The organism is Streptomyces sp. SID5469, from assembly GCF_009862865.1.
Lineage (GTDB): Bacteria > Actinomycetota > Actinomycetes > Streptomycetales > Streptomycetaceae > Streptomyces > Streptomyces avermitilis.
The window spans coordinates 5,330,911-5,353,255 of the sequence record NZ_WWIN01000001.1 but is presented as its reverse complement, the minus strand read 5'-3'; the positions used below and the strand labels follow the sequence as shown (position 1 = coordinate 5,353,255).

At 71.9% G+C, this 22,345-nt stretch carries 19 protein-coding genes; 5 read left to right on the top strand and 14 right to left on the bottom strand.

Going from position 1 to position 22,345, the window contains the following annotated elements; translation table 11 throughout:
- Positions 1-24: 24 nt before the first annotated feature.
- Positions 25-1,581: a protein kinase gene (locus tag GTY58_RS22885; RefSeq protein ID WP_037647758.1), complete on the bottom strand. Its 1,557-nt coding sequence runs from the start codon at positions 1,579-1,581 to the stop codon at positions 25-27.
- Positions 1,582-1,899: 318 nt separating this feature from the next.
- On the opposite strand from GTY58_RS22885, the gene GTY58_RS22880 reads away from it, so the two are divergent.
- Complete coding sequence (locus GTY58_RS22880) at positions 1,900-3,552, top strand: protein kinase (RefSeq protein WP_010985796.1); 1,653 nt, start codon at positions 1,900-1,902, stop codon at positions 3,550-3,552.
- Between the two features lie 171 nt (positions 3,553-3,723).
- On the opposite strand, the gene GTY58_RS22875 is transcribed toward GTY58_RS22880, so the two are convergent.
- Positions 3,724-4,269: a bacterial proteasome activator family protein gene (locus GTY58_RS22875; RefSeq protein ID WP_010985795.1), complete on the bottom strand. Its 546-nt coding sequence runs from the start codon at positions 4,267-4,269 to the stop codon at positions 3,724-3,726.
- A gap of 210 nt (positions 4,270-4,479) precedes the next feature.
- On the opposite strand from GTY58_RS22875, the gene GTY58_RS39755 reads away from it, so the two are divergent.
- Positions 4,480-5,295, top strand: a complete 816-nt coding sequence (locus GTY58_RS39755) for a hypothetical protein (RefSeq protein ID WP_137951695.1) — start codon at positions 4,480-4,482, stop codon at positions 5,293-5,295.
- A 28-nt stretch (positions 5,296-5,323) separates the two neighbouring features.
- Here GTY58_RS39755 and GTY58_RS22870 read toward each other — a convergent pair whose 3' ends face one another.
- The 7 genes from GTY58_RS22870 to pdhA form a co-directional block, all read right to left on the bottom strand.
- Complete coding sequence (locus tag GTY58_RS22870) at positions 5,324-6,304, bottom strand: NAD(P)H-quinone oxidoreductase (RefSeq protein WP_010985793.1); 981 nt, start codon at positions 6,302-6,304, stop codon at positions 5,324-5,326.
- A gap of 84 nt (positions 6,305-6,388) precedes the next feature.
- Complete coding sequence (locus GTY58_RS22865) at positions 6,389-7,486, bottom strand: potassium channel family protein (protein ID WP_037647755.1); 1,098 nt, start codon at positions 7,484-7,486, stop codon at positions 6,389-6,391.
- Positions 7,483-8,943, bottom strand: a complete 1,461-nt coding sequence (locus GTY58_RS22860) for a molybdopterin molybdotransferase MoeA (RefSeq protein WP_037647753.1) — start codon at positions 8,941-8,943, stop codon at positions 7,483-7,485. The genes GTY58_RS22865 and GTY58_RS22860 overlap by 4 nt, the downstream gene beginning before the upstream one ends.
- Positions 8,940-9,827 (bottom strand): NTP transferase domain-containing protein, encoded by an 888-nt coding sequence (locus tag GTY58_RS22855; protein ID WP_010985790.1) that lies wholly within the window; start codon positions 9,825-9,827, stop codon positions 8,940-8,942. Before GTY58_RS22855 ends, GTY58_RS22860 begins: the two co-directional genes overlap by 4 nt.
- A 75-nt stretch (positions 9,828-9,902) precedes the next feature.
- Positions 9,903-11,270, bottom strand: a complete 1,368-nt coding sequence (locus GTY58_RS22850; protein ID WP_010985789.1) for a dihydrolipoamide acetyltransferase family protein — start codon at positions 11,268-11,270, stop codon at positions 9,903-9,905.
- Positions 11,270-12,274 carry an alpha-ketoacid dehydrogenase subunit beta gene (locus GTY58_RS22845; protein ID WP_010985788.1) on the bottom strand — a complete coding sequence of 335 codons (1,005 nt, stop codon included), beginning with the start codon at positions 12,272-12,274 and terminating at the stop codon, positions 11,270-11,272. Before GTY58_RS22845 ends, GTY58_RS22850 begins: the two co-directional genes overlap by 1 nt.
- A 73-nt stretch (positions 12,275-12,347) precedes the next feature.
- On the bottom strand, positions 12,348-13,493 hold the full coding sequence (gene pdhA / locus GTY58_RS22840; RefSeq protein ID WP_010985787.1) for a pyruvate dehydrogenase (acetyl-transferring) E1 component subunit alpha: 1,146 nt from the start codon (positions 13,491-13,493) through the stop codon (positions 12,348-12,350).
- Between the two features lie 174 nt (positions 13,494-13,667).
- Between pdhA and GTY58_RS22835 the strand changes: the two genes are divergently transcribed.
- Positions 13,668-14,168 (top strand): Lrp/AsnC family transcriptional regulator, encoded by a 501-nt coding sequence (locus tag GTY58_RS22835; protein ID WP_237528869.1) that lies wholly within the window; start codon positions 13,668-13,670, stop codon positions 14,166-14,168.
- Between the two features lie 2 nt (positions 14,169-14,170).
- Here GTY58_RS22835 and GTY58_RS22830 read toward each other — a convergent pair whose 3' ends face one another.
- Positions 14,171-14,761: a TetR/AcrR family transcriptional regulator gene (locus GTY58_RS22830; RefSeq protein WP_010985785.1), complete on the bottom strand. Its 591-nt coding sequence runs from the start codon at positions 14,759-14,761 to the stop codon at positions 14,171-14,173.
- On the bottom strand, positions 14,758-16,272 hold the full coding sequence (locus tag GTY58_RS22825; RefSeq protein WP_010985784.1) for a 3-hydroxyacyl-CoA dehydrogenase: 1,515 nt from the start codon (positions 16,270-16,272) through the stop codon (positions 14,758-14,760). The genes GTY58_RS22830 and GTY58_RS22825 overlap by 4 nt, the downstream gene beginning before the upstream one ends.
- A gap of 148 nt (positions 16,273-16,420) precedes the next feature.
- Between GTY58_RS22825 and paaN the strand changes: the two genes are divergently transcribed.
- Complete coding sequence (gene paaN, locus GTY58_RS22820) at positions 16,421-18,112, top strand: phenylacetic acid degradation protein PaaN (protein WP_010985783.1); 1,692 nt, start codon at positions 16,421-16,423, stop codon at positions 18,110-18,112.
- Between the two features lie 15 nt (positions 18,113-18,127).
- Here paaN and GTY58_RS22815 read toward each other — a convergent pair whose 3' ends face one another.
- Genes GTY58_RS22815 through GTY58_RS22805 form a run of 3 tightly spaced genes read right to left on the bottom strand, consistent with a single transcriptional unit; the run spans position 18,128 to position 21,014 of the window.
- Positions 18,128-18,877 (bottom strand): TrmH family RNA methyltransferase, encoded by a 750-nt coding sequence (locus GTY58_RS22815; RefSeq protein WP_010985782.1) that lies wholly within the window; start codon positions 18,875-18,877, stop codon positions 18,128-18,130.
- Positions 18,874-20,103 (bottom strand): HTTM domain-containing protein, encoded by a 1,230-nt coding sequence (locus tag GTY58_RS22810; RefSeq protein ID WP_010985781.1) that lies wholly within the window; start codon positions 20,101-20,103, stop codon positions 18,874-18,876. The genes GTY58_RS22815 and GTY58_RS22810 overlap by 4 nt, the downstream gene beginning before the upstream one ends.
- Complete coding sequence (locus GTY58_RS22805; protein ID WP_037647748.1) at positions 20,103-21,014, bottom strand: DUF5819 family protein; 912 nt, start codon at positions 21,012-21,014, stop codon at positions 20,103-20,105. Before GTY58_RS22805 ends, GTY58_RS22810 begins: the two co-directional genes overlap by 1 nt.
- Before the next feature lie 310 nt (positions 21,015-21,324).
- Between GTY58_RS22805 and paaA the strand changes: the two genes are divergently transcribed.
- Positions 21,325-22,344, top strand: a complete 1,020-nt coding sequence (gene paaA / locus GTY58_RS22800; protein ID WP_010985779.1) for a 1,2-phenylacetyl-CoA epoxidase subunit PaaA — start codon at positions 21,325-21,327, stop codon at positions 22,342-22,344.
- Position 22,345 lies beyond the last annotated feature (1 nt).

The following is a 22,345-nucleotide window of genomic DNA, read 5'->3' as shown; positions in this document are numbered from 1 at the left end:
CGGGCAGACCGGTCTGACGAACCGTCAGGGGCCCGCCGTGTCGCCCTCGCCGTCGCCCCCGCCGTCCGTCTCGGCCGGGTCGGACGCGTCGCCGGACGGCGTCACCGGATCGGTCGACGGCGTCGGCTTCGTCGGCGTCGTGTCCGTCGGCTCGTTGGACGGCTCCGTCGGCTCGTCGGACGGCTGGCTGCTGTAGCTATGCGACTGCTCGTACGACGGCGTTGGGTAGTCCGGGTCGGATCCCGTGCCGGTGTTGTCGTCCGTGGAGTCGTCGCTCGCCTCGTCGCTGGGCGCCTTGCTGGACTCCTTGTCCTTGCTGGAATGCGAGGCGGTCGGCGACTTCGTCGTATCGGTCCCGGTGCCGCTGCCGCCGGTGTTGTTCAGTGCCAGCGCGACGCCCGCCGCGACAGCGATCACCGCGAGCACCGCGAGGATCCACAACTTGCCACGGCCGGTGCCCCTGTTGCCGTGCCCCTCGAAGCCGCCGTCGTCCCCGCCGCCGTACGCGGGCAGGATCGGCTGCGGGATCTGCGAGGTGCCGGAGTCGCTGGGGTGCGGCAGCACGGTCGTGTTGGCGAAGCCGGCCGCCGGAGTGTGCCGCCCCTCGTGCACGGCCACCGGGCCGGTGTTCCAGGTCCCGGTGTGGCCGCCCTGGTCGTACAGCATCTGCAGGCCGTACTGGACCAGCCCGCGCATCTCCTCGGCGGTCTGGAACCGGTCGTCGGGATCCTTCGCGAGCGAGCGCATCACGAGTCCGTCGAGCTCCGGCGGCGCCCCTTCCGCGACCTCGGACGGGGGCACCGGGATGTCCTGCACGTGCTGGTAGACCACGGACAGCGGGGTCTCACCGGTGAACGGGGGCCGCAGCGCGAGGAGTTCGTAGAGCAGGCAACCGGTCGCGTACAGGTCGCTGCGGTGGTCGACCGCCTTTCCGAGCGCCTGCTCGGGCGACAGGTACTGCGGCGTGCCCATGACCATGCCGGTCTGCGTCATCGTCGACTGCGCGCCGTGCAGGGCGCGCGCGATGCCGAAGTCCATGACCTTCACGGCACCGTTGTGCGTGATGATGACGTTGGCCGGCTTGATGTCGCGGTGCACGATGCCGTGCTGGTGCGAGTAGGCCAGCGCCTCCAGCACCCCGGAGACGATGATCAACGCCTGCTCGGGCCCCGGGGCCTCGGCGTTGAGCAGCAGGTCGCGGATGGTGCGGCCCTCGACCAGCTCCATCACGATGTACGGGACGGTGGAGTGCCCGACGACGTCCTCGCCGGAGTCGTACACGGCGACGACCGCATGGTGGTTGAGCCCGGCCACCGACTGGGCCTCGCGCGTGAAGCGGGCCTTGGAGACCGGGTCCTCGGCCAGGTCGGAGCGCAGGAGCTTGACCGCGACGGTGCGCCCGAGGCGCACGTCCTCAGCCGCGAACACCTCGGCCATGCCGCCCCGGCCGAGTCTGCCCGTCAGCCGGTACCGGCCGTCCCCGACCAGTCCGCCGTTGCCCCACATCTCCGGCGCATCTGACATACCGCCGCCAGTCGCCTCGGGGTCGGACGGGCCCTGGGCGCGCTGCGTCTGTGCCATCAGTCCTCGCCGTCGTTTCTGCCCGCGGTCTGCGCGGTGGTTGTTACGGTCTCCGTCGGGCCACGCTACAGGCTCCGCGCAAGGCTCCGGCCCGAGATGGAATCGAGATGGACCGGTCATCAAACCCTTCGCGGGTCCCGGGGTGCAAATCCTGTGTACCGCCCGTACAGCCCCTGTAACTCTTCCGCGACGCTTCTTTCGCGTACGGTCACGGAACGGGCACCGAGCTTGACGTGTCAGTGGCCTCGGGCAGACTTGGCGGGAATAAGCCAATCGATCACCGAATGCTGATCGTCGCGCCGATGGGGGACGCAGAACATGAGCCAGGACGGCGCACAGGGCCGGTACGCGGGCCGAGCGGTCGCCGGCGGCCGCTACCAGCTGCGCGACTTGCTCGGCGAGGGCGGCATGGCCTCGGTGCATCTCGCATACGACTCGGTGCTCGACCGCCAGGTCGCGATCAAGACACTGCACACCGAGCTGGGACGCGAGCAGGCCTTCCGGGAGCGATTCCGGCGCGAGGCCCAGTCGGTGGCGAAGCTCACGCACACGAACATCGTCTCGGTCTTCGACACCGGCGAGGACAGCCTCGACGGACTGACGACCCCGTACATCGTCATGGAGTACATCGAGGGCAAGCCGCTCGGCTCGGTCCTCGACGCGGACATCCAGCAGCACGGCGCGATGCCGGCCGACAAGGCGCTGAAGATCACCGCGGACGTGCTGGCCGCCCTGGAGATCAGCCACGAGATGGGCCTGGTCCACCGGGACATCAAGCCGGGCAACGTGATGATGACGAAGCGGAACGTCGTCAAGGTGATGGACTTCGGCATCGCCCGCGCCATGCAGTCCGGTGTCACATCGATGACGCAGACCGGCATGGTGGTCGGCACCCCGCAGTACCTGTCGCCGGAGCAGGCGCTGGGCCGGGGTGTGGACGCCCGCAGCGACCTGTACTCCGTGGGCATCATGCTGTTCCAGCTGGTCACCGGGCGGCTGCCGTTCGAGGCGGACTCGCCGCTGGCCATCGCGTACGCGCATGTGCAGGAGGAGCCCGTGGCTCCTTCGTCGGTCAACCGCTCACTGCCGCCGGCCGTCGACGCCCTGGTCGCCCGCGCGCTGAAGAAGAACCCGAACGAGCGTTTCCCCAGCGCCGAGATCATGCGCGACGAGTGCCTGCGCGTGGCCCAGTCGTTCCAGGCCGCCGCGCCCAGCATCGTCCCCGGCGCGCAGACGCCGAGCGGCGCCGGTGTCGGCTCCGCGGTGTTCCCGCCGATCGACCAGTCGACGCCCGCCCCGACGGGCCCGGTGCAGACGCCGTACCAGCCGGGTCCGTACGGTCCGGCGACGCCCGCCCCCGCACCGTCCTACGGCTACCCGCAGCAGGGCGGCTACCAGACACCTCCGCAGACCTCGGCGTACGCGCCCCAGCAGTCCACGGCCTACTCGGCGCAGCAGGGCACGTCGACTCCGCCGCCGTACAACCTCTCGCCGCACTCGACGGCATCCGCCTCGGGCGGTTCGGGCGGCGGAAAGAGCAACAAGGCGGTGATCATCGGCTCGATCGTGGTCGCGCTGCTCGCGATCGGCGGCCTGACCACGGCGCTGACGCTGAACGGCGACGACGACAAGGGCGGCGGTGACGCCGGCTCATCGGCGTCACCGACCGTGGTCGAGGGGCACAAGGACCCGGACACGACCAAGACGATGGAAACGACCGAGTGCACGGAGCCGGACGAGTCGTACAACGACCCGGACAAGATCAAGATCCCGGACTTCACGTTCAAGAACATCGACTCGGTGAAGAAGTGCCTCCAGGCGGCCGGCTGGCCCTACGACCCCAAGAAGGTCGACGAGAACACCTTCGGCGAGGGGACGGTCATGGAGCAGTACCCCGCGGCCGGCGACGATGTCGACCCCAAGGACATGCCCGACATCGTCCTGAAGATCTCGACGGGCGACCCGGCGTGAGCCGTTGCTAAGCAGCCCCTCCGAACTCCGCTCGGAACGCCGCTCGGAACGCCGTTCCTGAGCAGCGCTCGTGAGCAGCGTGTCCCTGGTCATGCGAAAGGGCCCGGCACTGGTGTGCCGGGCCCTTTCGCATGTCCCGTCGGGTGCGGGCCCGTCGTGCGGGCCCGCGGGTTACAGGTAGGGCCCGCCCGAACGGCCGCCCGCCCTCAGGTCGTCGCCGTCGCCCTCGGGGCCACCGACGCCCGGCGGAAGGGCGCGTCGCATCTGCTCCAACTGAGCCCGGGCCGCCATCTGCTGGGCGAACAGGGTCGTCTGGATCCCGTGGAACAGTCCCTCCAGCCAGCCCACCAACTGCGCCTGCGCGATGCGGAGTTCCGCGTCGCTGGGGGTCGCTTCGTCCGTGAAGGGCAGGGAAAGCCGCTCCAGCTCCTCGACGAGCTCGGGGGCGAGCCCGTCCTCCAGCTCCTTGACCGAGCTGGAGTGGATCTCCTTGAGGCGCTGCCGGCTGGCCTCGTCCAGAGGAGCCGCGCGCACTTCCTCCAACAGTTGCTTGATCATGCTTCCGATGCGCATGACCTTGGCAGGTTGTTCGACCATCTCTGTCACCGGGACCTCGCGGGAGCCCTCGTCCCCGGCGCCACCGAGAGCCATTCCGTCCTGGCCCACGACCAGGATCTGGGGGTTCTCCGGCGACCTTTCGTTCCTCGGCATCTCCATGCCGCCATTCTCTCCCATCCATGCACCTCCTCACCCTGGTGCCCCCGGTAATGGGGGATCCCCGTGCACGGAGAGGCGGCGCGCGTCAGACGCCGGACACGGCCCGGTCATCCGGGGCGGCGGCCGGATCGCCGAGATGCCGGAGGCGGCGGCCCGTGTGACCCTGGGGGCGTTGATCTTGGTGCCCGAGTACGGGAGGGGGTCACGCACGTGACTCCGAGGACGCGCACGACGCGCACACTCCGCACGGCCGTACGCCCGCTGCTTCTGTCGACGGGCGCGGCCCTCGCCGTGTACGCCACCACCACCGCGTACGTCACTCCGCCAGCCTACGCCGCGGCGGTCCGGTACGCGCTCACTCCCGCGTCCCCCGCGGCGGTCCGGTACGCCCCGGCGCACCCGTCAGCCGCGGCGGTCCCGTACGCTCCGGCGCAGCCGTCGACCGCGGCCGCTCCGTCCCCCCTGCCGCCGTCCTCCCTCGCGGTCGCCACGGCTTCCTCACCCCCCGCGGCCCCCACCGCCGCGGCGCCCTCTCGTCTCGCGCCCGCCGAGCAGGCAGACCAAGCCGATCCCGCCGAGCCGGCCGATCCCGCCGCGGCCGCAACACGGCCTGTTCCCTCCCGGGACGCCGCCACGCCCTCCCGGGGGGCCGTCGGTGCCCCCGGTCGCCCCACCCCCGACCCCTCTCGTGCAGGGAGCCAGGCCGGGGAGGGGCGGATGCGGCCCGGGCGGGCGGACGACGGGTCGGAGAGCGAGGACGCGGAGCCCACGTACACGGACCGGGACCCCGCCGACGGCGACGCCGAGGAATCGGGCGTCGACCCCGGCGCGTCCGTGCGGCCGGAGGTCACCGACGCCCCGCAACCCTCACAGCACGCCGCGGCCACCCCGCCCCAGAGCGTCGTACGCCCGGGCGAGCGCACCCCGAAGCCCGTGCTCGAGGTTCTGCCCCTCGGCAGCGGTCTGATCCTCATGGGCCTCGGCCTGGGACTCGCCTTCCTGGCCCTGCGCGTACGACGCGGCTGAGACCAGTCGCTCGAGCGGTGCCCCGGGGTTACGGGACCACCAGCAGCACCTTCCCGATGTGCCCGCTCTCCTCCAGCACCCGGTGGGCCGTCGCCGCGTCGCTCATCGGAAGTTCGCGGTCGACGATCGGGCGGACCCGGCCGGAGGCGATCAGCGGCCAGACGTGTTCCCGGGCGGCCGCCACGATCGCCGCCTTCTCGCCCAACGGGCGGGCCCGCAGCGATGTGGCGGTGACCGCGCCCCGCTTGTGGAGCAGGGCGCCGATGTTCAGCTCGCCCTTCGCCCCGCCCTGCATGCCGATGATCGCCAGCCGTCCGTTGACGGCGAGGGCGTCCACGTTCCGGCCGAGATACTTGGCACCCATGTTGTCGAGGATGACGTCCGCACCCGCCCCGTCGGTGGCCCGGCGGACCTCCTCGACGAAGTCCTGCTCGCGGTAGTTGACGAGGACGTCCGCGCCCAGCTCGGCACAGAAGTCCAGCTTCTCCTTGGTGCCCGCCGTCACCGCGACCTTCGCGCCGACCGCCTTCGCCAGCTGGATCGCCATCGTGCCGATACCGCTGGAGCCACCGTGTACGAGCAGCGTCTCGCCGGGGCGCAGATGGGCCACCATGAAGACGTTCGACCAGACGGTGCAGGTCACCTCGGGCAGCGCGGCCGCCTGCCGCAGGCCGATGCCTTCGGGCACGGGCAGCAGTTGTCCGGCCGGAACGGCGACCTTCTCGGCGTAGCCGCCGCCCGCGAGCAGCGCGCACACCTCGTCGCCGACGGCCCACCCCGAGACACCCGGCCCGAGCGCGGCGATGCGCCCCGAGCACTCGAGTCCGGGATAGGGGGACGCACCGGGCGGCGGGGCGTAGAAGCCCTGCCGTTGCAGCAGATCGGCGCGGTTGACGGCGCTGGCCACCACCTCGACCAGGACTTCACCCTCGCCGGGCTCGGGATCGGGGACCTCGGTCCACACCAGCGCCTCTGGCCCACCGGGTTCGGGAATCGTGATCGCGTACATGAGGGGGACGCTACTCCTCGGTGCTTCTCGGCACTGCTCGGGTGGACACACGCACGGCCGGCCCGCCGTGCCCCTTCCCGTCCGCTAGTCCCGCGGCAGCGGTCGGGTGTCGGGCGTGGCCTTTGTGGCGGGCGAGGCCCGCACGATCGTGATCAGCCGGTCCGTCAACTGCAAGGTGCCGATCGCCGGATCGTCGTATCCGAGCACCCGGTGACCGCGTACGACGCTCACCACCAGGTCGCCCGTCTCGCGCACGCCCTTGCCCACCTCGGCCTTTATGACGGGCCTTTCGACCATGTCGAGCCCGCTGCCCTGCTGGATGAGGTCCTCCATGACCATGCCGGCGCTGGGGCTGAGCACGGAGAGCCCGAGCAGTCGCCCGGCCGCGCTGGCGCTGGTGATGACGGCGTCGGCGCCGGACTGCCGCAGCAGCGGCGCGTTCTCCTCCTCGCGCACGGCGGCCACGATCTTCGCCCCGCGGTTGAGCTGACGGGCGGTCAGGGTGACGAGGACGGCCGTGTCGTCCCGCTGCGTCGCGATGATGATCTGGCGCGCCCGCTGCACCTCGGCCCGTAGCAGCACATCGCTGCGCGTGGCGTCCCCGACGACTCCGGCGTACCCCTCGGCCGTGGCCGCGTCGACTACCCTGGAGCTGGGGTCGACGACCACGACCTGCTCCTTCTTCAGCCCCGTCGCGCAGACGGTCTGAATCGCCGAACGCCCCTTGGTCCCGAAGCCGACGACGACAGTGTGGTCTCGCAAGGCCGCCCTCCAGCGGTTCAGGCGCCATTCCTCCCGGGTGCGTTCCGTGAGGACTTCCAGCGTGGTGCCGACCAGGATGATCAGGAACAGCACGCGCAGGGGCGTGATGACGAAGATGTTGGTGAGCCGGGCGCCGTCGCTGACCGGTGTGATGTCGCCGTAGCCGGTGGTGGAGAGAGTGACGGTCGCGTAGTAGAAGGAGTCGAGCAGATCGACCCCGTCGCCCGCGTTGTCGTTGTAGCCGTCGCGGTCGATCCAGACGATGAACGCGGTCGCCGCAAGCACCAGCAGGGCCATCGCCAGCCGTTTGCCGACCTGGCGGATCGGGCGGTCGACGACCTTCCTCGGGAGGTTCACCTGATGGATGACGAGATGTTCGTCCGGCTGGCGGGCGATCGCGTCACGGCCCGGAAGTTTCACGTGAAACACTCCCCGATTCCCGCCCAGGCCCACGGCAGGTCGAGGAGTTCCAGCTCCTGTCCGGGGTGGGCACCGCCGGGCGGGACGACCACGAGCGCGTCGGCCGCCGCGATACCGCGCAGCATGGCGGGACCGTTGTAGTGCAGCGGCACGGCACGGTCGGCTCGTACGACGACGGGAACGAGCCGGGTGTCGTACGGATGGCCGTGGACCGTGTCCCTGAGGGGCAGCGTGTACGGCTCCGGGGCCGCACGGCCCGCGAGGACGCGCAGCAGCGGCTCGGCGAGGGTGAGCAGGCCGGACACGGCCGCGAGGGGGTTGCCGGGCAGGCCGACGAGGTGCTGGTTCTCCCTGGTGCGGGCCAGCAGCATGGGGTGGCCCGGGCGCACCTTGACGCCGTCGACGAGGAGTTCGGCGCCGAGGCGGCGGAGGACGGGATGCACATGGTCGACGGGGCCCGCGGCCGTACCGCCGGTCGTGACGATCAGCTCGGCGTCCGAGCCCTTCACGGCCTGGTACAGGGCCTCGGCGTCGTCGCCCAGCCTGCGCACGGCCACGACCTCGGTGCCGAGCGCGCGCAGCCACGGCGGCAGCATCGGGCCGAGCGCGTCCCGGATCAGGCCGTCCTCGGGCAGGCCGGCGGTCAGCAACTCATCGCCCAGGACGAGGATTTCGACACGCGGGCGGGGCATCGCGGAGAGGGTGTCGTAACCGGCGGCGGCGGCGAGCCCGAGCACGGCGGGGGTCGCCAGTGCGCCGGCCGGGAGCAGCTGGTCACCACTGCGGCACTCCTGGCCGCGCGGCCTGATGTCCTGTCCGTGGACGACCTCGCGGGTGGCGTGCAGCCGTTCCTTGTCGTCCGTGGTGCCGTGCTCGCTGCGCAGTACGGCCGTCGTGTCCTGCGGGACGCGCGCGCCGGTCGCGATGCGGACCGCCTCGCCGTCGCCGAGGGACCTGGGCCCCGCGTGGCCCGCGAGCACCCCTTCGTCGCGTACGTCCCAGGGGCCGGGCCCCGCGACGGCCCAGCCGTCCATGGCCGACGTGTCGAAGGAGGGGAGGTCCGTGAGTGCGGTGAGGGGCGCGGCGAGAACAAGGCCGAGGGCGGCGTCGAGGGGTACGGAGACGGGTGCGCGCCGGGGCACGGAGCGGGCGGCCCGCTCGGCGGTGACGCGGGCCTCCGGCCAGGGGGTGGCCTGGTGCTGGGCGTGGGACGTGGTCCGGGGGGAGGGCGCGGGGGCGGACGGGGTGTCCCGGGCGGGCTCCGGCTCGCGGGAGCCGGGTTCCCGCACCAGCGCGAGGGCCTCTTCGACGTCGAGGTCGTGCTCCTCCTGATGCCGTCCGGCCGGGCGGGCCTCGCGCGGACGGCCCCGGTCGCCGCTGTCGTTGACCACGGCCAGGGCCTCCTCCACGTCGAGTTCCTCGGTGTCCGTGGGACCGGGCATGCCACGCGCGCTCATCCGGCGTCCGGCCCGGCCTCGGCGGCGGCCTCGTCCGCCCAGCGCAGGGCCAGCGCCGCCGCCTTGCGGGCGGCCTCGGCCACGGCCTCCGGACCTCCCCCGGCCTGCGCGGCCGCATATCCGACGAGGAACGTGGTCAGCGGCGCGGCGGGCCGGGCCACACCGTGTGCGGCGTCCCGGGCGAGGTCGAGCAGGATGCCGGTGTCGACGGCGAGGTCGATGCCGAGTTCGTCCTTGACTGCGGAAATCCATTCATCCAACACGTTCCCATGCTCCCTGATCCGTGACCGAGCGGCGGCGATGTCGTCCCAGGTGTCGCAGTCGAAGGACGCGACGGGGTCGGAGACGCGGGTGAGGTCGAGCGCGGCGACCAGCACCCGCAGCGGCAGTCCGGCGAGCGTGCCGTGCCCGGCTGCGAGTTCCGCGAGCTCCCGGCGCAGCGCCGCACTGCGGTAGGCGGCGACGAGCGGCTGGTCCCGCCCGCCGGGGTCGGTGAGCAACACGCCTTCGGTGCCGCTCGCCTGAAGTGTGCTCAGCAGCCGCCGAACCGTCTCCTCGTCCAGGAACGGCAGATCGGCGGAGAGCACCACGACGTACGCCGCCGTGGTCCGCCGCAGTCCGGCGTCGAGTGCGGCGACCGGTCCGGCGCCGGGCGGCTCCTCGCGCGCCCACACCACGGGCCGTGCGGTCGCTCTGGGGTCGGCCACCACCACCGTGGTGGCCGCACCGGCGCAGGCCGCCAGCACCCGGTCGAGCAGCGCCCGGCCGCCGACGCGTACGCCGGGTTTGTCGGCCCCGCCGAGCCGTCGGGCGGCGCCGCCGGCGAGTACGACGGCGTCGTGGGTGACGACGCCGGGCGTCTGCGGCCGCTCGTACTCGGTCATCCCCCGAGTATGGGCGCCCGAAGGATCATTGCCACCCCCGCGCACAGCATGTGGACGGGGATGGCCACTCGGCGGCTACAGGGTGCGCAGCAGCACCGCCGGCTGTTCCACGCAGTCCGCCACGTAGCGCAGGAAACCGCCTGCCGTGCCGCCGTCGCACACCCGGTGGTCGAAGGTGAGCGAGAGCTGGACGACCTGCCGCACCGCCAGCTCGCCCTCGTGCACCCACGGCTTGGGGATGATGCGGCCGACGCCCAGCATGGCCGCCTCGGGGTGGTTGATGATCGGCGTGGAACCGTCGACGCCGAACACCCCGTAGTTGTTCAACGTGAAGGTGCCGCCGGTCAGTTCCCCGGGTGTGAGGGTGCCGGTCCGGGCGGCCTCGGTCAGCCGCGCGAACTCGGCGCTGAGCGACTCGGCGTCCCGCGCGTGCGCGTCCCGCACGACCGGGACGACGAGCCCCCGTTCGGTCTGCGCGGCGAAGCCCAGGTGCACCTGGTCGAGCCGTACGACCTCGCGGGCGTCCATGTCGACGGTGGAGTTGAGCTCGGGGAAGCGGGCCAGTGCGGCGGTGCAGATCCTGGCGAGCAGCGCGATGAGGGAGATCTTCGGGCCGCCGGTCGCGTTCATCGCCACGCGCGCGTGCATGAGTGCCGTGGCGTCGGCGTCCACCCAGCAGGTCGCGTCGGGGATCTCACGCCGGCTGCGGGAGAGTTTGTCGGCGACGGCACCGCGGACCCCTCGGAGGGGGATGCGGGTGCCGCGGGGTGCCGCGGCGGGGGTGGGGGCAGGAGTGGGAGCCGGAGGCATGGTCGGGGTGGGGGCAGGAGTGGGCGCGGCGCGCAGCGCCTGCTCGACGTCCGACCTCAGGATCAGCCCGTCGGGCCCGGAGCCCGCCAGCGCCCGCAGATCCAGGCCGTTCTCCCGGGCGAGCCTGCGGACCAGCGGGGAGATCACGGGCACGGGGCCGTCGCTCCGCTCGGGAGCCGCCACGCGCGTGGCGGCCGCGGCGGCAGTTGCCGTCACCACGGGTGCCGCCTGGCCCGGCCGCACCCTCCGCCGGCGCGCGGGCGCGGCCGACGTGCCGTATCCGACCAGGACGTTGCCGGACGACTCGCCGTCGTCCGATGACACCGAGGACGCGGAGGACGCCGATGTCGCCCCGGACAGCGAGGACGCCGCGGGCACCGAGGACGGAGCTCCGACAGCCACCGTCAACAGCGGTGAGCCCACGGGCAGTTCCGTGCCCTCCTCGCCGAAGCGGGCGGTGACCACGCCCCCGTAGGGGCACGGCACCTCGACCATCGCCTTGGCCGTCTCCACCTCGACGACCGGCTGGTCGATCGCCACGACGTCGCCGACCTGCACCAGCCAGCGGACGATCTCGGCCTCGGTCAGGCCCTCCCCGAGGTCGGGGAGCTTGAACTCGAGCACCTGGGCCATCAGCTCCCCGCCTCCCACTGAAGCCGCCCCACCGCGTCCAGGATCCGGTCGACACCGGGCAGATGATGGCGCTCCAGCATCGGCGGCGGATACGGGATGTCGAACCCGGCGACGCGCAGCACCGGCGCCTCCAGATGGTGGAAGCAGCGCTCGGTGATCCGCGCGGCGATCTCCCCGCCCGGGCCGCCGTAACCACCCGACTCGTGCACGACGACGGCGCGTCCGGTCCGGCGCACCGACGCGCACACCGTCTCGTCGTCGAAGGGCACCAGGGAGCGCAGATCGACGACTTCGAGGTCCCAGCCCTCGGCCCGGGCCGCCTCGGCCGCCTCCAGGCAGACGGGCAGGGAAGGCCCGTACGTGATGAGCGTGGCGCTCCGGCCCGAGCGCCGCACCACCGCGCGGCCTATCGGTTCAACGGTCCCCGGCTCGTCCGGGTTCCAGGAGTCCTTCGACCAGTACAGCCGCTTGGGCTCCAGGAAGACGACCGGGTCGTCGGAGGCGATGGCGGCGCGCAGCAGCCCGTACGCGTCGGCGACCGTGGCGGGCGTGACGACATGGAGCCCCGGAGTCGCCATGTAGTACGCCTCGGAGGAGTCGCTGTGGTGTTCGACTCCGCCGATTCCGCCGCCGTAGGGGACACGGATGGTGATCGGCAGCGGCATCGCCCCGCGGGTGCGGTTGCGCATCCGCGCGACATGGCTGATGAGCTGCTCGAACGCCGGGTACGCGAACGCGTCGAACTGCATCTCGACGACCGGCCGCAGCCCGTACATCGCCATGCCGACGGCCGTGCCGAGGATGCCTGCCTCGGCGAGCGGCGTGTCCGTGCAGCGGTCCTCGCCGAACTCCTTGGCGAGCCCGTCGGTGACCCGGAAGACCCCGCCGAGCGTGCCGACGTCCTCGCCCATCACGTGGACGGCGGGGTCGGCGGCCATGGCGTCACGCAACGCGCGTGTGAGTGCCTGCGCCATGGTGGCCGGCTTGAGGGCAACGGTGGTCATCGCCCGGCTCCTTCCGGCCAAAGGCCAACGGAGGTCATCGGCCCGCTTCTCGGGGCCCGATGGTCAACTCTCTTCATCGGCCGACTCCTTGGGGCCCGTCGGCCTCCGCTGCCAGCTCGGCCCGCAACTGGGCTTCCTGCTCCCGCAGCTGGGGGGTGGGCTCGGCATACACATGGGCGAACAGGTCCATGGGGTCCAGGGCCGGATCCTGGTTCATGCGTGCGCGCAGGTCCGCGGCCATCGCCTCGGCGTCCTCGCGGGCGGCCCGGATGCCGTCCTCGTCGAGCAGCCCGCGTTCGGTCAACTCGTGCTCCAGGAGCGCGATCGGGTCGTGCGCGCGCCAGGCCTCCACCTCGGAGTCCCCCCGGTAGCGCGTCGCGTCGTCGGCGTTGGTGTGGGCGTCGATGCGGTAGGTCACCGCCTCCACGAGCGTCGGCCCCCCTCCCGCGCGCGCGTGGGCCACGGCGTCGCTGAGGACCTCGTGCACGGCCGCCGCGTCGTTGCCGTCGACCAGGCGGCCCGGCATCCCGTAGCCGACGGCCTTGTGGGCCAGCGACGGGGCGGCGGTCTGCTTGGCGAGCGGGACGGAGATGGCGAAGCCGTTGTTCTGCACGAGGAAGACGACCGGCGCCTGCCAGACGGCGGCGAAGTTCAGTGCCTCGTGGAAGTCGCCCTCGCTGGTGCCGCCGTCGCCGACCAGGGCGAGCGCGACCACGTCGTCGCCCTTGAGGCGGGCGGCGTGCGCGAGGCCGACGGCGTGCGGGAGCTGGGTCGCGAGAGGGGTGCACAGGGGCGCGATGCGGTGCTCACGGGGGTCGTACCCGGTGTGCCAGTCGCCGCGCAGGAGGGTGAGCGCCTGGACGGGATCGAGGCCGCGGGCGACGGCGGCGAGGGTGTCCCGGTAGCTGGGGAAGAGCCAGTCGCGCTCCTCCAGCACGAGCGCGGCGGCGACCTCGCAGGCCTCCTGGCCCGTGCTCGACGGGTAGACGGCGAGCCGGCCCTGCTTGGTGAGAGCCGTGGCCTGCGTGTTGTAGCGGCGGCCGCGCACCAGCTCCGCGTACAGGCGGCGCAGCAGTAGCGGGTCGGCCTCCGCGGCCGCCTCGGTGCCCAGGACGCGGTGGGGCAGCGCGTCGGGCAGCAGTGGCGCGGGGTCGGTGCGGGGCTGCCAGGCGGGCGGCGGTGTGGGCCGGTAAGCGCCCCGCTGCTCCATGACCGTCATGACGGCACCTCCTCGTGGGAGCGGCTTTGGGCGCGCCACGGGTGTGAGGCGCCTCACCTACCGATTGTTCGGTCGTCGGCACATTTTGGCTACAGGCACCGTCAGGCTGTGGACAAACGGTTCTCCACAGCCTGGAATGAACGCACTACGTCCATGGTAAGGAGGCCGGAGGACATGGCACCTGAACAAATGGCCGAGGGAGCGGAGCCCGGGGTACCCCTGCCGCCCGCCCGCCCGCTGGACGCCATCGATCAGGACATCCTCCAGATGCTCCAGGCGGACGGCCGCGCCTCGATACGGTCCGTGGCCGAGCGCGCCCACGTGTCGCGTGCCAATGCCTACGCGCGAATCAACCGGCTCATCGACGACGGCGTGATCCGCGGTTTCGGAGCCCGCGTCGACCACGAACGCGCGGGCCAGGGCACCTCCGCGTACATCACCCTCAAGATCGTGCAGAACTCCTGGCGCACGGTCCGCGAGCAGCTGAGGCTGCTCCCCGGCGCCTCCCACATCGCCCTCGTGGGGGGCGATTTCGATGTCCTGCTCCTCGTGCACACGCCGGACAACAAGGCGCTGCGCGAGCTGGTCCTGACCCGGTTGCAGGCCATCCCGGAGGTGCTCAGCACGCGCACGCTGCTGGTGTTCGAGGAGGAGGACCTGGAGCCGGAGGGGTGACCTCAGGCCTCGCTGCGGAGCCCTGAGAAGACCAACCGCACGACCGCGTCGGCCACTTCCCGCTCGCCCATGCCCCGGCCGTCCGGCCGGTACCACTCGACGATCGAGTTGATCATGCCGAAGACGAGCCTGGTCGCGAGCCGGACCTCCACATCGCCGCGTACGTCCCCGTCGTCGGCGGCGGCCTTCAGCAGCTCGGCGACCCGGTGGTCGAAGTCGCGTCGCCGCTCCAGGGCCCAGCGCTCGGTGTCCGTGTTGCCGCGCACCCGCAGCAGCAGCGTCACGTACGGCAGTTCGGCGGTGAGCACCTCGACCATGCGCCGTACGACGTACTCCAGGCGCTCCACGGCACGCCCCACGCGCGCGTGCTCCTCGCCGAGAATCCCGAAGAGGCCGTCGAGCGCCCGGCTGACGGCGCGGCTCAACAGCTCCTCCTTGCCCGCGACGTGGTGGTATATCGACGACTTGGAGATGCCCGCCGCCTTGGAGAGGTGCTCCATGGAGGTGCCGTCGTAGCCCCGCTCGATGAAGACCTGGACGGCGACGGAGAGCAGCGTCTCCGGGGTGTACGTGTCGCGCTTGGCGGTGGTCATGAGGTGCCCTCCCGCTTGTCGGCGGCATGCCCGTGGCGGTACAGCGCGAGAGAGGGCGCATAGCGACCGGAGGGTTCGCGCAGGCTCAGCTCCTCCAGGAGGTCGTGCGCCCAGACCCTGCCCAGCCTGCGGCACCATTCGAAGGGCCCCAGGGGGTAGTTGACGCCCAGGCGCATCGCCGTGTCGATGTCCTCCTCGGTGGCCACTCCCTTGGCGACGGCGTCGTGCGCCAGGTCGACGATGCGGGCCACGGTGCGGGCGACGATCATGCCGGGCACGTCCCCGATGACGCTGACGTCCTTGCCGAGCGCCTGGAACAGCCCGGTCGCCTCGGCGACGGTCGCCGGGGCGGTGTCCTGGGAGGCGGACAGGGCGATGCGGGTCGCCCTGCGGTAGTCGAGCGCCAGGTCGAAGTAGACGACGTCCCGGAACTCGACGGAGGTCTGGCCGTCGGCGAGGACCAGCTGGCCGCCGCTCGGCAGTACCAGCCGCGTGCCGTGGTCCTCCTCGTCCTCGCGGATCTGGATACCCGCCTCGCGGATCAGCGCGAGCAGTTCGGAAGCCGGGCCCAGGTCGCCCTCGACGACGACGTACGCGGGCGCCTGCGCCTTCTCCGCGGTGTGCGGTTCGGGGCGCTCGGCGGCCTCCCCGTAGTCGTACCAGCCCTGCCCCGTCTTGCGGCCGTGCCGGCCCGACTCGACGAGCCGCCGTTGCGCGAGCGAGGGCGTGAAGCGGACGTCCTGGAAGAAGGCCTGCCACACGGAGTGCGTGACGGACTCGTTGACGTCCTGGCCGATGAGGTCGGTCAGTTCGAAGGCGCCCATCCGGAAGCCGCCCGACTCGCGCAGGATCGCGTCGATGGTGGCGGGGTCGGCGGCCTGGGCCTCGTACACCGCGAAGGCCTCGGCGTAGAAGGGCCGCGCGATGCGGTTGACGATGAAGCCGGGGGTGTCGGCGCAGGCGACCGGGGTCTTGCCCCAGGCCCGTGCCGTCTCGTACGCGCGCGTGGCCGAGGTGACGTCGGTGGCGAACCCGGAGACGACCTCGACGAGGGGCAGCAGCGGCGCGGGGTTGAAGAAGTGCAGGCCCACGAAGCGGCCGGGGTTGCGCAGGGCGCCGCCGATGGCCGTGACGGACAGGGACGAGGTGTTGGTGGCGAGCAGGCAGTCGTCCTCGACGACGTCCTCCAGCTCGCGCAGCAGCTGCTGTTTCACGTCGAGCCGCTCCAGGACGGCCTCGACGACGAGGAAGCAGTCCGCGAGGTCGGCGAGGTCGGCGGCGGGCCGCAGGCGGGCCCGTGCCGCGTCCCGGTCGGCCGCGGCTAGGCGGTCCTTCTCGACGAGCCGGTCGAGGCGGGCACCGATCGCGTCGGCCGCTTCCTGAGCGCGGCCGGGAACGGCGTCGTACAGCCGCACGGGGTGGCCCGCGACCAGCGCGACCTGGGCAATGCCCTGGCCCATGGTGCCGGTGCCGACGACGGCCACCGGGCTGCTGAGGTCGAGTGCTGTCATGTGCGCGATCCTCCCGCACGGGGTTTTCCACAGATGCGGCGGACCCCCTTGTCCCGACCGATCGTTCGGTTACTCTAACTCTGTCCGCCTGTTCCTGCCCAGCTCACCGACTCGAAGAAGAGTCGGTCCGAGGAGGAGTTGGTCCCTCATGGCCGCCGAACTGACCGCGCACGAGCTGATCGCCCAGCACCGGCCCACCCTCGACCAGGCGCTGGAAGCGATCCGCACACGCGCGTACTGGTCCCCGCACCCCGAACACCCCAAGGCGTACGGCGAGAGCGGCAGCCTGGGCGCGGCGGAGGGCAAGGCCGCCTTCGACGCCCTCCTGGGCACCCGCCTCGACCTCGGACAGCCCGGCACGGACGACTGGGTGGGCGCCGAGGTGTCGCCGTACGGGATCGATTTGGGTGTCACCTACCCGCATGCGGACATCGACGTGCTGCTGCCCGCCATGCGCGCGGGACAGCGTGCGTGGCGGGACGCGGGCGCGGAGATCCGCGCGATGGTCTGTCTGGAGATCCTGAAGCGGATCAGCGACCGTACGCACGAGTTCGCGCACGCGGTCATGCACACCAGCGGCCAGGCCTTCATGATGGCGTTCCAGGCGGGCGGCCCGCATGCGCAGGACCGAGGTCTGGAGGCGGTGGCGTACGCGTACGTGGAGCAGGTCCGCACCCCTGACGCCGCGGAGTGGACCAAGCCCCAGGGCAAGCGCGACCCGCTCGCGCTGACCAAGCAGTTCACGCCGGTGCCGCGAGGCATCGCGCTGGTCATCGGCTGCAACACGTTCCCGACGTGGAACGGCTACCCGGGCCTGTTCGCCTCCCTGGCCACCGGCAACGCGGTGCTGGTGAAGCCCCACCCGCGCGCGGTACTGCCGCTCGCGCTGACCGTGCGGGTCGCGCGCGAGGTGCTCGCCGAGGCGGGCTTCGACCCGAACCTGGTGGCACTGGCCGCCGAGCGGCCTGACGAGGGCATCGCCAAGGCGCTGGCCGTGCGCCCGGAGATCCGGATCATCGACTACACGGGCTCGACGGCGTTCGGCGACTGGCTGGAGACCAACGCCCGCCAGGCACAGGTCTACACGGAGAAGGCCGGCGTCAACACGGTGATCGTGGAGTCGACCGACAACTACAAGGGGATGCTTTCCAACCTGGCCTTCTCGCTGTCCCTCTACAGCGGCCAGATGTGCACCACCCCGCAGAACCTGCTGATCCCGCGCGACGGCATCCGCACGGAGGAGGGCCCCAAGTCGTACGACGAGGTGGTCGCGGACCTCGCCAGGTCGGTCGGCGGACTCCTCGGGGACGACGCCAGGGCCAACGCGCTGCTCGGCGCCGTGGTGAACCCGGACGTGAAGGCGCGTCTGGAAGCGGCGGCGGGGCTCGGGGAGGTCGCCCTTGCCTCACGGGAGATCGTCAACCCGGAATTCCCGGACGCGACCGTCCGGACGCCCGTGATCGTGAAGCTGGACGGCGCCAAGCCCGACGACGAGGCCGCCTACATGAGCGAGTGCTTCGGCCCCGTCTCCTTCGCGGTCGCGGTCGACTCGGCGGCGGACGCGGTGGAGCTGCTGCGGCGCACCATCAGGGACAAGGGCGCGATGACCGTCGGCGCGTACACCACCTCGGACGAGGTGACGGAGGCCGTCCAGGAGACCTGTCTGGAGGAGTGCGCCCAGCTGTCGCTCAACCTGACCGGCGGGGTGTACGTCAACCAGACGGCGGCCTTCTCCGACTTCCACGGGTCGGGCGGCAACCCGGCGGCGAACGCGGCGCTGTGCGACGGGGCGTTCGTGGCGAACCGGTTCCGGGTGGTGGAGGTGCGCCGGGAGGCGTAGCCCCCGGGCAGCGGCTCAGGCCGGTGCGCCCCCGGTGGCACTCCAGTGGAACAGCGTCATGGCCACACTGGTCGCGAGGTTGTAGCTGGAGACCTGGGGACGCATCGGCAGGGCCACCAGGTGGTCGGTGCGCGCACGGAGTTCGGCCGACAGACCGGTCCGCTCGGAGCCGAAGGCGAGCACGGCGTCGTCAGGGAGCTTCAGGCCCCGGATGTCGTCACCCTCCGGGTCGAGGGCGAACACGGGGCCCGGCGGCAGTTCGTCCACCGTGAGCCGCTCCACGGCGGTCGCGAAATGCAGACCCGCGCCGCCGCGTACGACCGTGGGATGCCAGGGGTCGAGCGTGCCCGTCGTGACCACGCCGGTCGCGCCGAAACCGGCCGCGAGCCGGATCACCGCCCCGGCGTTGCCAAGATTGCGCGGGTTGTCGAGGACGACGACCGGCGCGCTGCGGGGGGTGCGCGCGAGAGCCTCCAGATTGGCCGCACGGGACGGGCGTACGGCCAGGGCGGCCACCGCCGTGGGGTGCGGGCGCGGCACGAGGGCCTTCAGGGTCTCCTCCGGCACCTCGGCCAGGAGGGCGTCGAGCGTCTCGCGTACGTCGGGGGCGAGTTCGTCGGCGAGGGCGAGCGCGGCCCGCCGGTCGGTGGTGACGGCCACCGGGACACGCGCCTGGAAGCGCACCGCGTGCTTGAGTGCGTGGAAGCCGTCGAGCAGCACGGAGCCGTCGGCGAGCCGATGCCAGGCGCGTACCGGATCGTTCATGCCGTGAAGCCTACGTGCGTGTGCTCGGTCGTCTCCTCGGTGCGCGGCTCCTGCTTGCGCGGGCCCGGCAGCGTACCGCCGCGGCGCGACGACAGCTCCCTACGCGCCCGTGCCGCCCAGCCGCCCAGACGACGCAGGAAGGGCGTGGGCAGGAACACCGCGTCGGCGGCGATCATCGCCAGCGAGAAGAACGGCAGTCCGAGGATCACGGCGATGGCGGCGTGCTCGACCATCATGACCCCGAGCAGAACGTTCTTCACGCGCCGGTTGAAGAGGGTGAAGGGGAAGGCGACCTGCGCCATGACCGTCCCGTACGTCACGAGCATCACCATGATGCCGTGCGAGGCCAGCAGGTCGGACAGCGCGGGCCAGGGCGAGAAGTAGTCCAGGTGGAGCGGGTAGTAGACGGCGGTGCCGTCCTGCCAGCGCGAGCCCTGGATCTTGTACCAGCCGGCCGTCGAGTAGATCAGACACGCCTCGGCCATGATCACGAACATGGCCGCGTTGTGGACGGTGTTGGCGACGATGTCCAGCAGGATCCGCGGCTCGGCGCTGCGCGCGCGGCGGCCCACGAGCCACCACAGGCCCTGAACCGCCCACAGCCCCCAGAAGACCGCCAGCCAGCCGCCGCTGAGCCGGCCCGCGCCCGTCGCCACGGCCAGGGCGAGGCCGAGCACGGCCCACAGCACGGGACCGACCCGGTCCGCGCCGGTCGCCCTGGGAAGCTCGCCACGCGCGCGTGCGTCATCCGTACGCCGGGCCCGCCGCGCGTCCAGGGACCACACCTGGCCGCAGCGCGTGAACACCAGGTAGATCGACATCAGGTGGATGACGTTGTCGCCGCCGTCCCCCATGAAGATGCTGCGGTTCTGCAGCGACAGCACGCCGATCATGAAGAGCACGGACATCGCGCGGGTGCGCCAGCCCAGCAGCAGCAGGGCGCTCGACACGACGGCCAGCGCGTAGACGATCTCGAACCACACCTGGCTGTCGGACCACATCAGGGCCGTGAAGGCGTGGTTGTTCGCGATGAGCTGCTGGGCGAGGCCCCAGGCCCACGGGGCGTCGGGCCCGTACATCTCCTGGCGGTGCGGGAACTCGCGCAGCAGGAACAACAGCCAGGTGGCGGCGAAGCCGATCCGGATGACCGCGCTCTGATAGGGGCCGAGGGCGGCTTCGGTGACGCGGGTGATGCCGCGCGAGATCAACAGGGCGAAGCGGTTCATCAGGCGTTCGCCCCCGTCCCGGAATCCGTCGGGACCGGCCACCAGGGGAGCACGCGGTACATGGGCTTGTCGGAGACCTTCTCGTTGCTCCACCGGGGAGGCTGCACGTTCGTGGTGCTGGACCGGACCTGGACACGCTCGACGGCTTCGCCCCGGCCTGCCGCGTGCTCGCGTTCGAGGCGCAGCCCCACGATGCTGCGCAGATAGCGCTGGGAGAGGTCGCCGCGCATGCCCGCGGGGCGGTTCTCGTTGTCGTGCGTGGCCAGGTAGAAGTCCCAGGCGCGGCGCAGTTCGTTCTGCTGGGTGTGACTCGGCAGCAGATTGCCGTCGATGGCCGCGCCGTCGAGCGCGGACAGGTCGTACCAGCCGGTGGTGCGGTGGCTTCCGTCCTCGGTGCGCACCTCCGCGCGGACCTGGACGGCGATGTTCTGTTGCAGCGGGTTGGGGGCGAAGAGCTTCCAGTTCTGCTCGAACTCGGGATATATCCAGTCGTCGATCGCCCGCCCGTGCTGCTTGGTGACGGTGTTCGAGGGCGCGACGTGCAGGAACACCATGGCGACGTGCACACAGCCCGCGACCGCGACGACCGCGAGGGCGAGGGCGGCGGCGATCTGGTAGCGGAGAGAGAGCGCGGCGATGCCGGTGCGGGGCACGGCGTACGCGTCCGGAAGGGCGGTGACCTGGTGGGGGCCGGGCTCGCCGGCCGGCGTGACTGGCGCGACCGACGTGGCCGGCATGACTGGCGCTCCGCGGTCTGCGGATGCGGGTTCCCGGCCGCCCGGTCCGCTCGGTCCGCTCGGGGACGGGTCGTCGGGTGCGTTCTGTGCGGAGCCGTCGGGCCGGTCGGGCACCGGTCCGTCGGGGCCTCCCGACTCCTGCCGAGGGTCCGAGCCCTCGTCGTACACGTCCATTCCGCCCCGTCTCCCCAACTTCCCGATCCCGGTGACGTCCGATGCCGATGGCCTCGGACCCCGGCCCGCTTCCCGTTTCCGCCGTCGGCCGCGCGGCGGCACATCACCCACACGGAGCACACCGCGGCGTTCGCACCGGAACGCTACTCAGCCCCGCCCGCCCGGCACAGCCCCATGGACACAGCGGCCACAACAGCGGCCACGAGGTTATCCACAGCGGTTGACACCTTACGGCGCCTCGTCCCACCATTGAATCGAGCGAACCGAACGATCGGTCGGTCGGTCGGGATGAGAGGTCGAGGGGGACCGCATGGCGACAGCAGCAGCGCACCAGACGGCCCGCGCACAGGCGGACGGGACGGCAGGCGCGGGCGCGCCTTTGGAGGAGTCCGCGCGCGCGACGGCGTACGAGGCCGCCTTCGACGCCGCCGTGGCGGCCGACGAGCGCATCGAGCCACGCGACTGGATGCCCGACGCCTACCGCTCCACGCTGGTCCGGCAGATCGCGCAGCACGCGCACTCCGAGATCATCGGCATGCAGCCGGAGGCGAACTGGATCACGCGCGCGCCCTCCCTGCGCCGCAAAGCGATCCTGATGGCGAAGGTCCAGGACGAGGCGGGTCACGGGCTGTATCTGTACAGCGCGGCGGAGACCCTCGGCACCGGCCGGGACGAGCTGCTCGACAAGCTGCACTCGGGCCGCCAGAAGTACTCCTCGATCTTCAACTACCCGACGCTCACCTGGGCGGACGTCGGCGCGATCGGCTGGCTGGTGGACGGCGCCGCGATCACCAACCAGGTCCCCCTGTGCCGCTGCTCGTACGGGCCGTACGCACGCGCGATGGTCCGCGTCTGCAAGGAGGAGTCCTTCCACCAGCGCCAGGGGTACGAGCTGCTGCTGGCCCTCAGCCGGGGGACGGCCGAGCAGCACGCGATGGCGCAGGACGCGGTGGACCGCTGGTGGTGGCCGTCCCTGATGATGTTCGGCCCGCCCGACGACGAGTCCGCGCACTCCGCGCAGTCGATGGCCTGGAAGATCAAGCGCCATTCGAACGACGAGCTGCGCCAGCGCTTCGTGGACATCTGCGTGCCCCAGGCCCAGTCGCTCGGCCTGACGCTCCCCGACCCGGAGCCGAGGTGGAACGAGGAGCGGGAGCACCACGACTTCGGCCCGATCGACTGGACGGAGTTCCGCGAGGTCCTCAAGGGCAACGGCCCGTGCAACGAGCAGCGGATAACCCAGCGCAAGCGGGCGCACGACGAGGGCGCCTGGGTACGGGACGCGGCGGCCGCATACGCCGGCAAGCACACCACGGCAGGGAAGGCGTGAG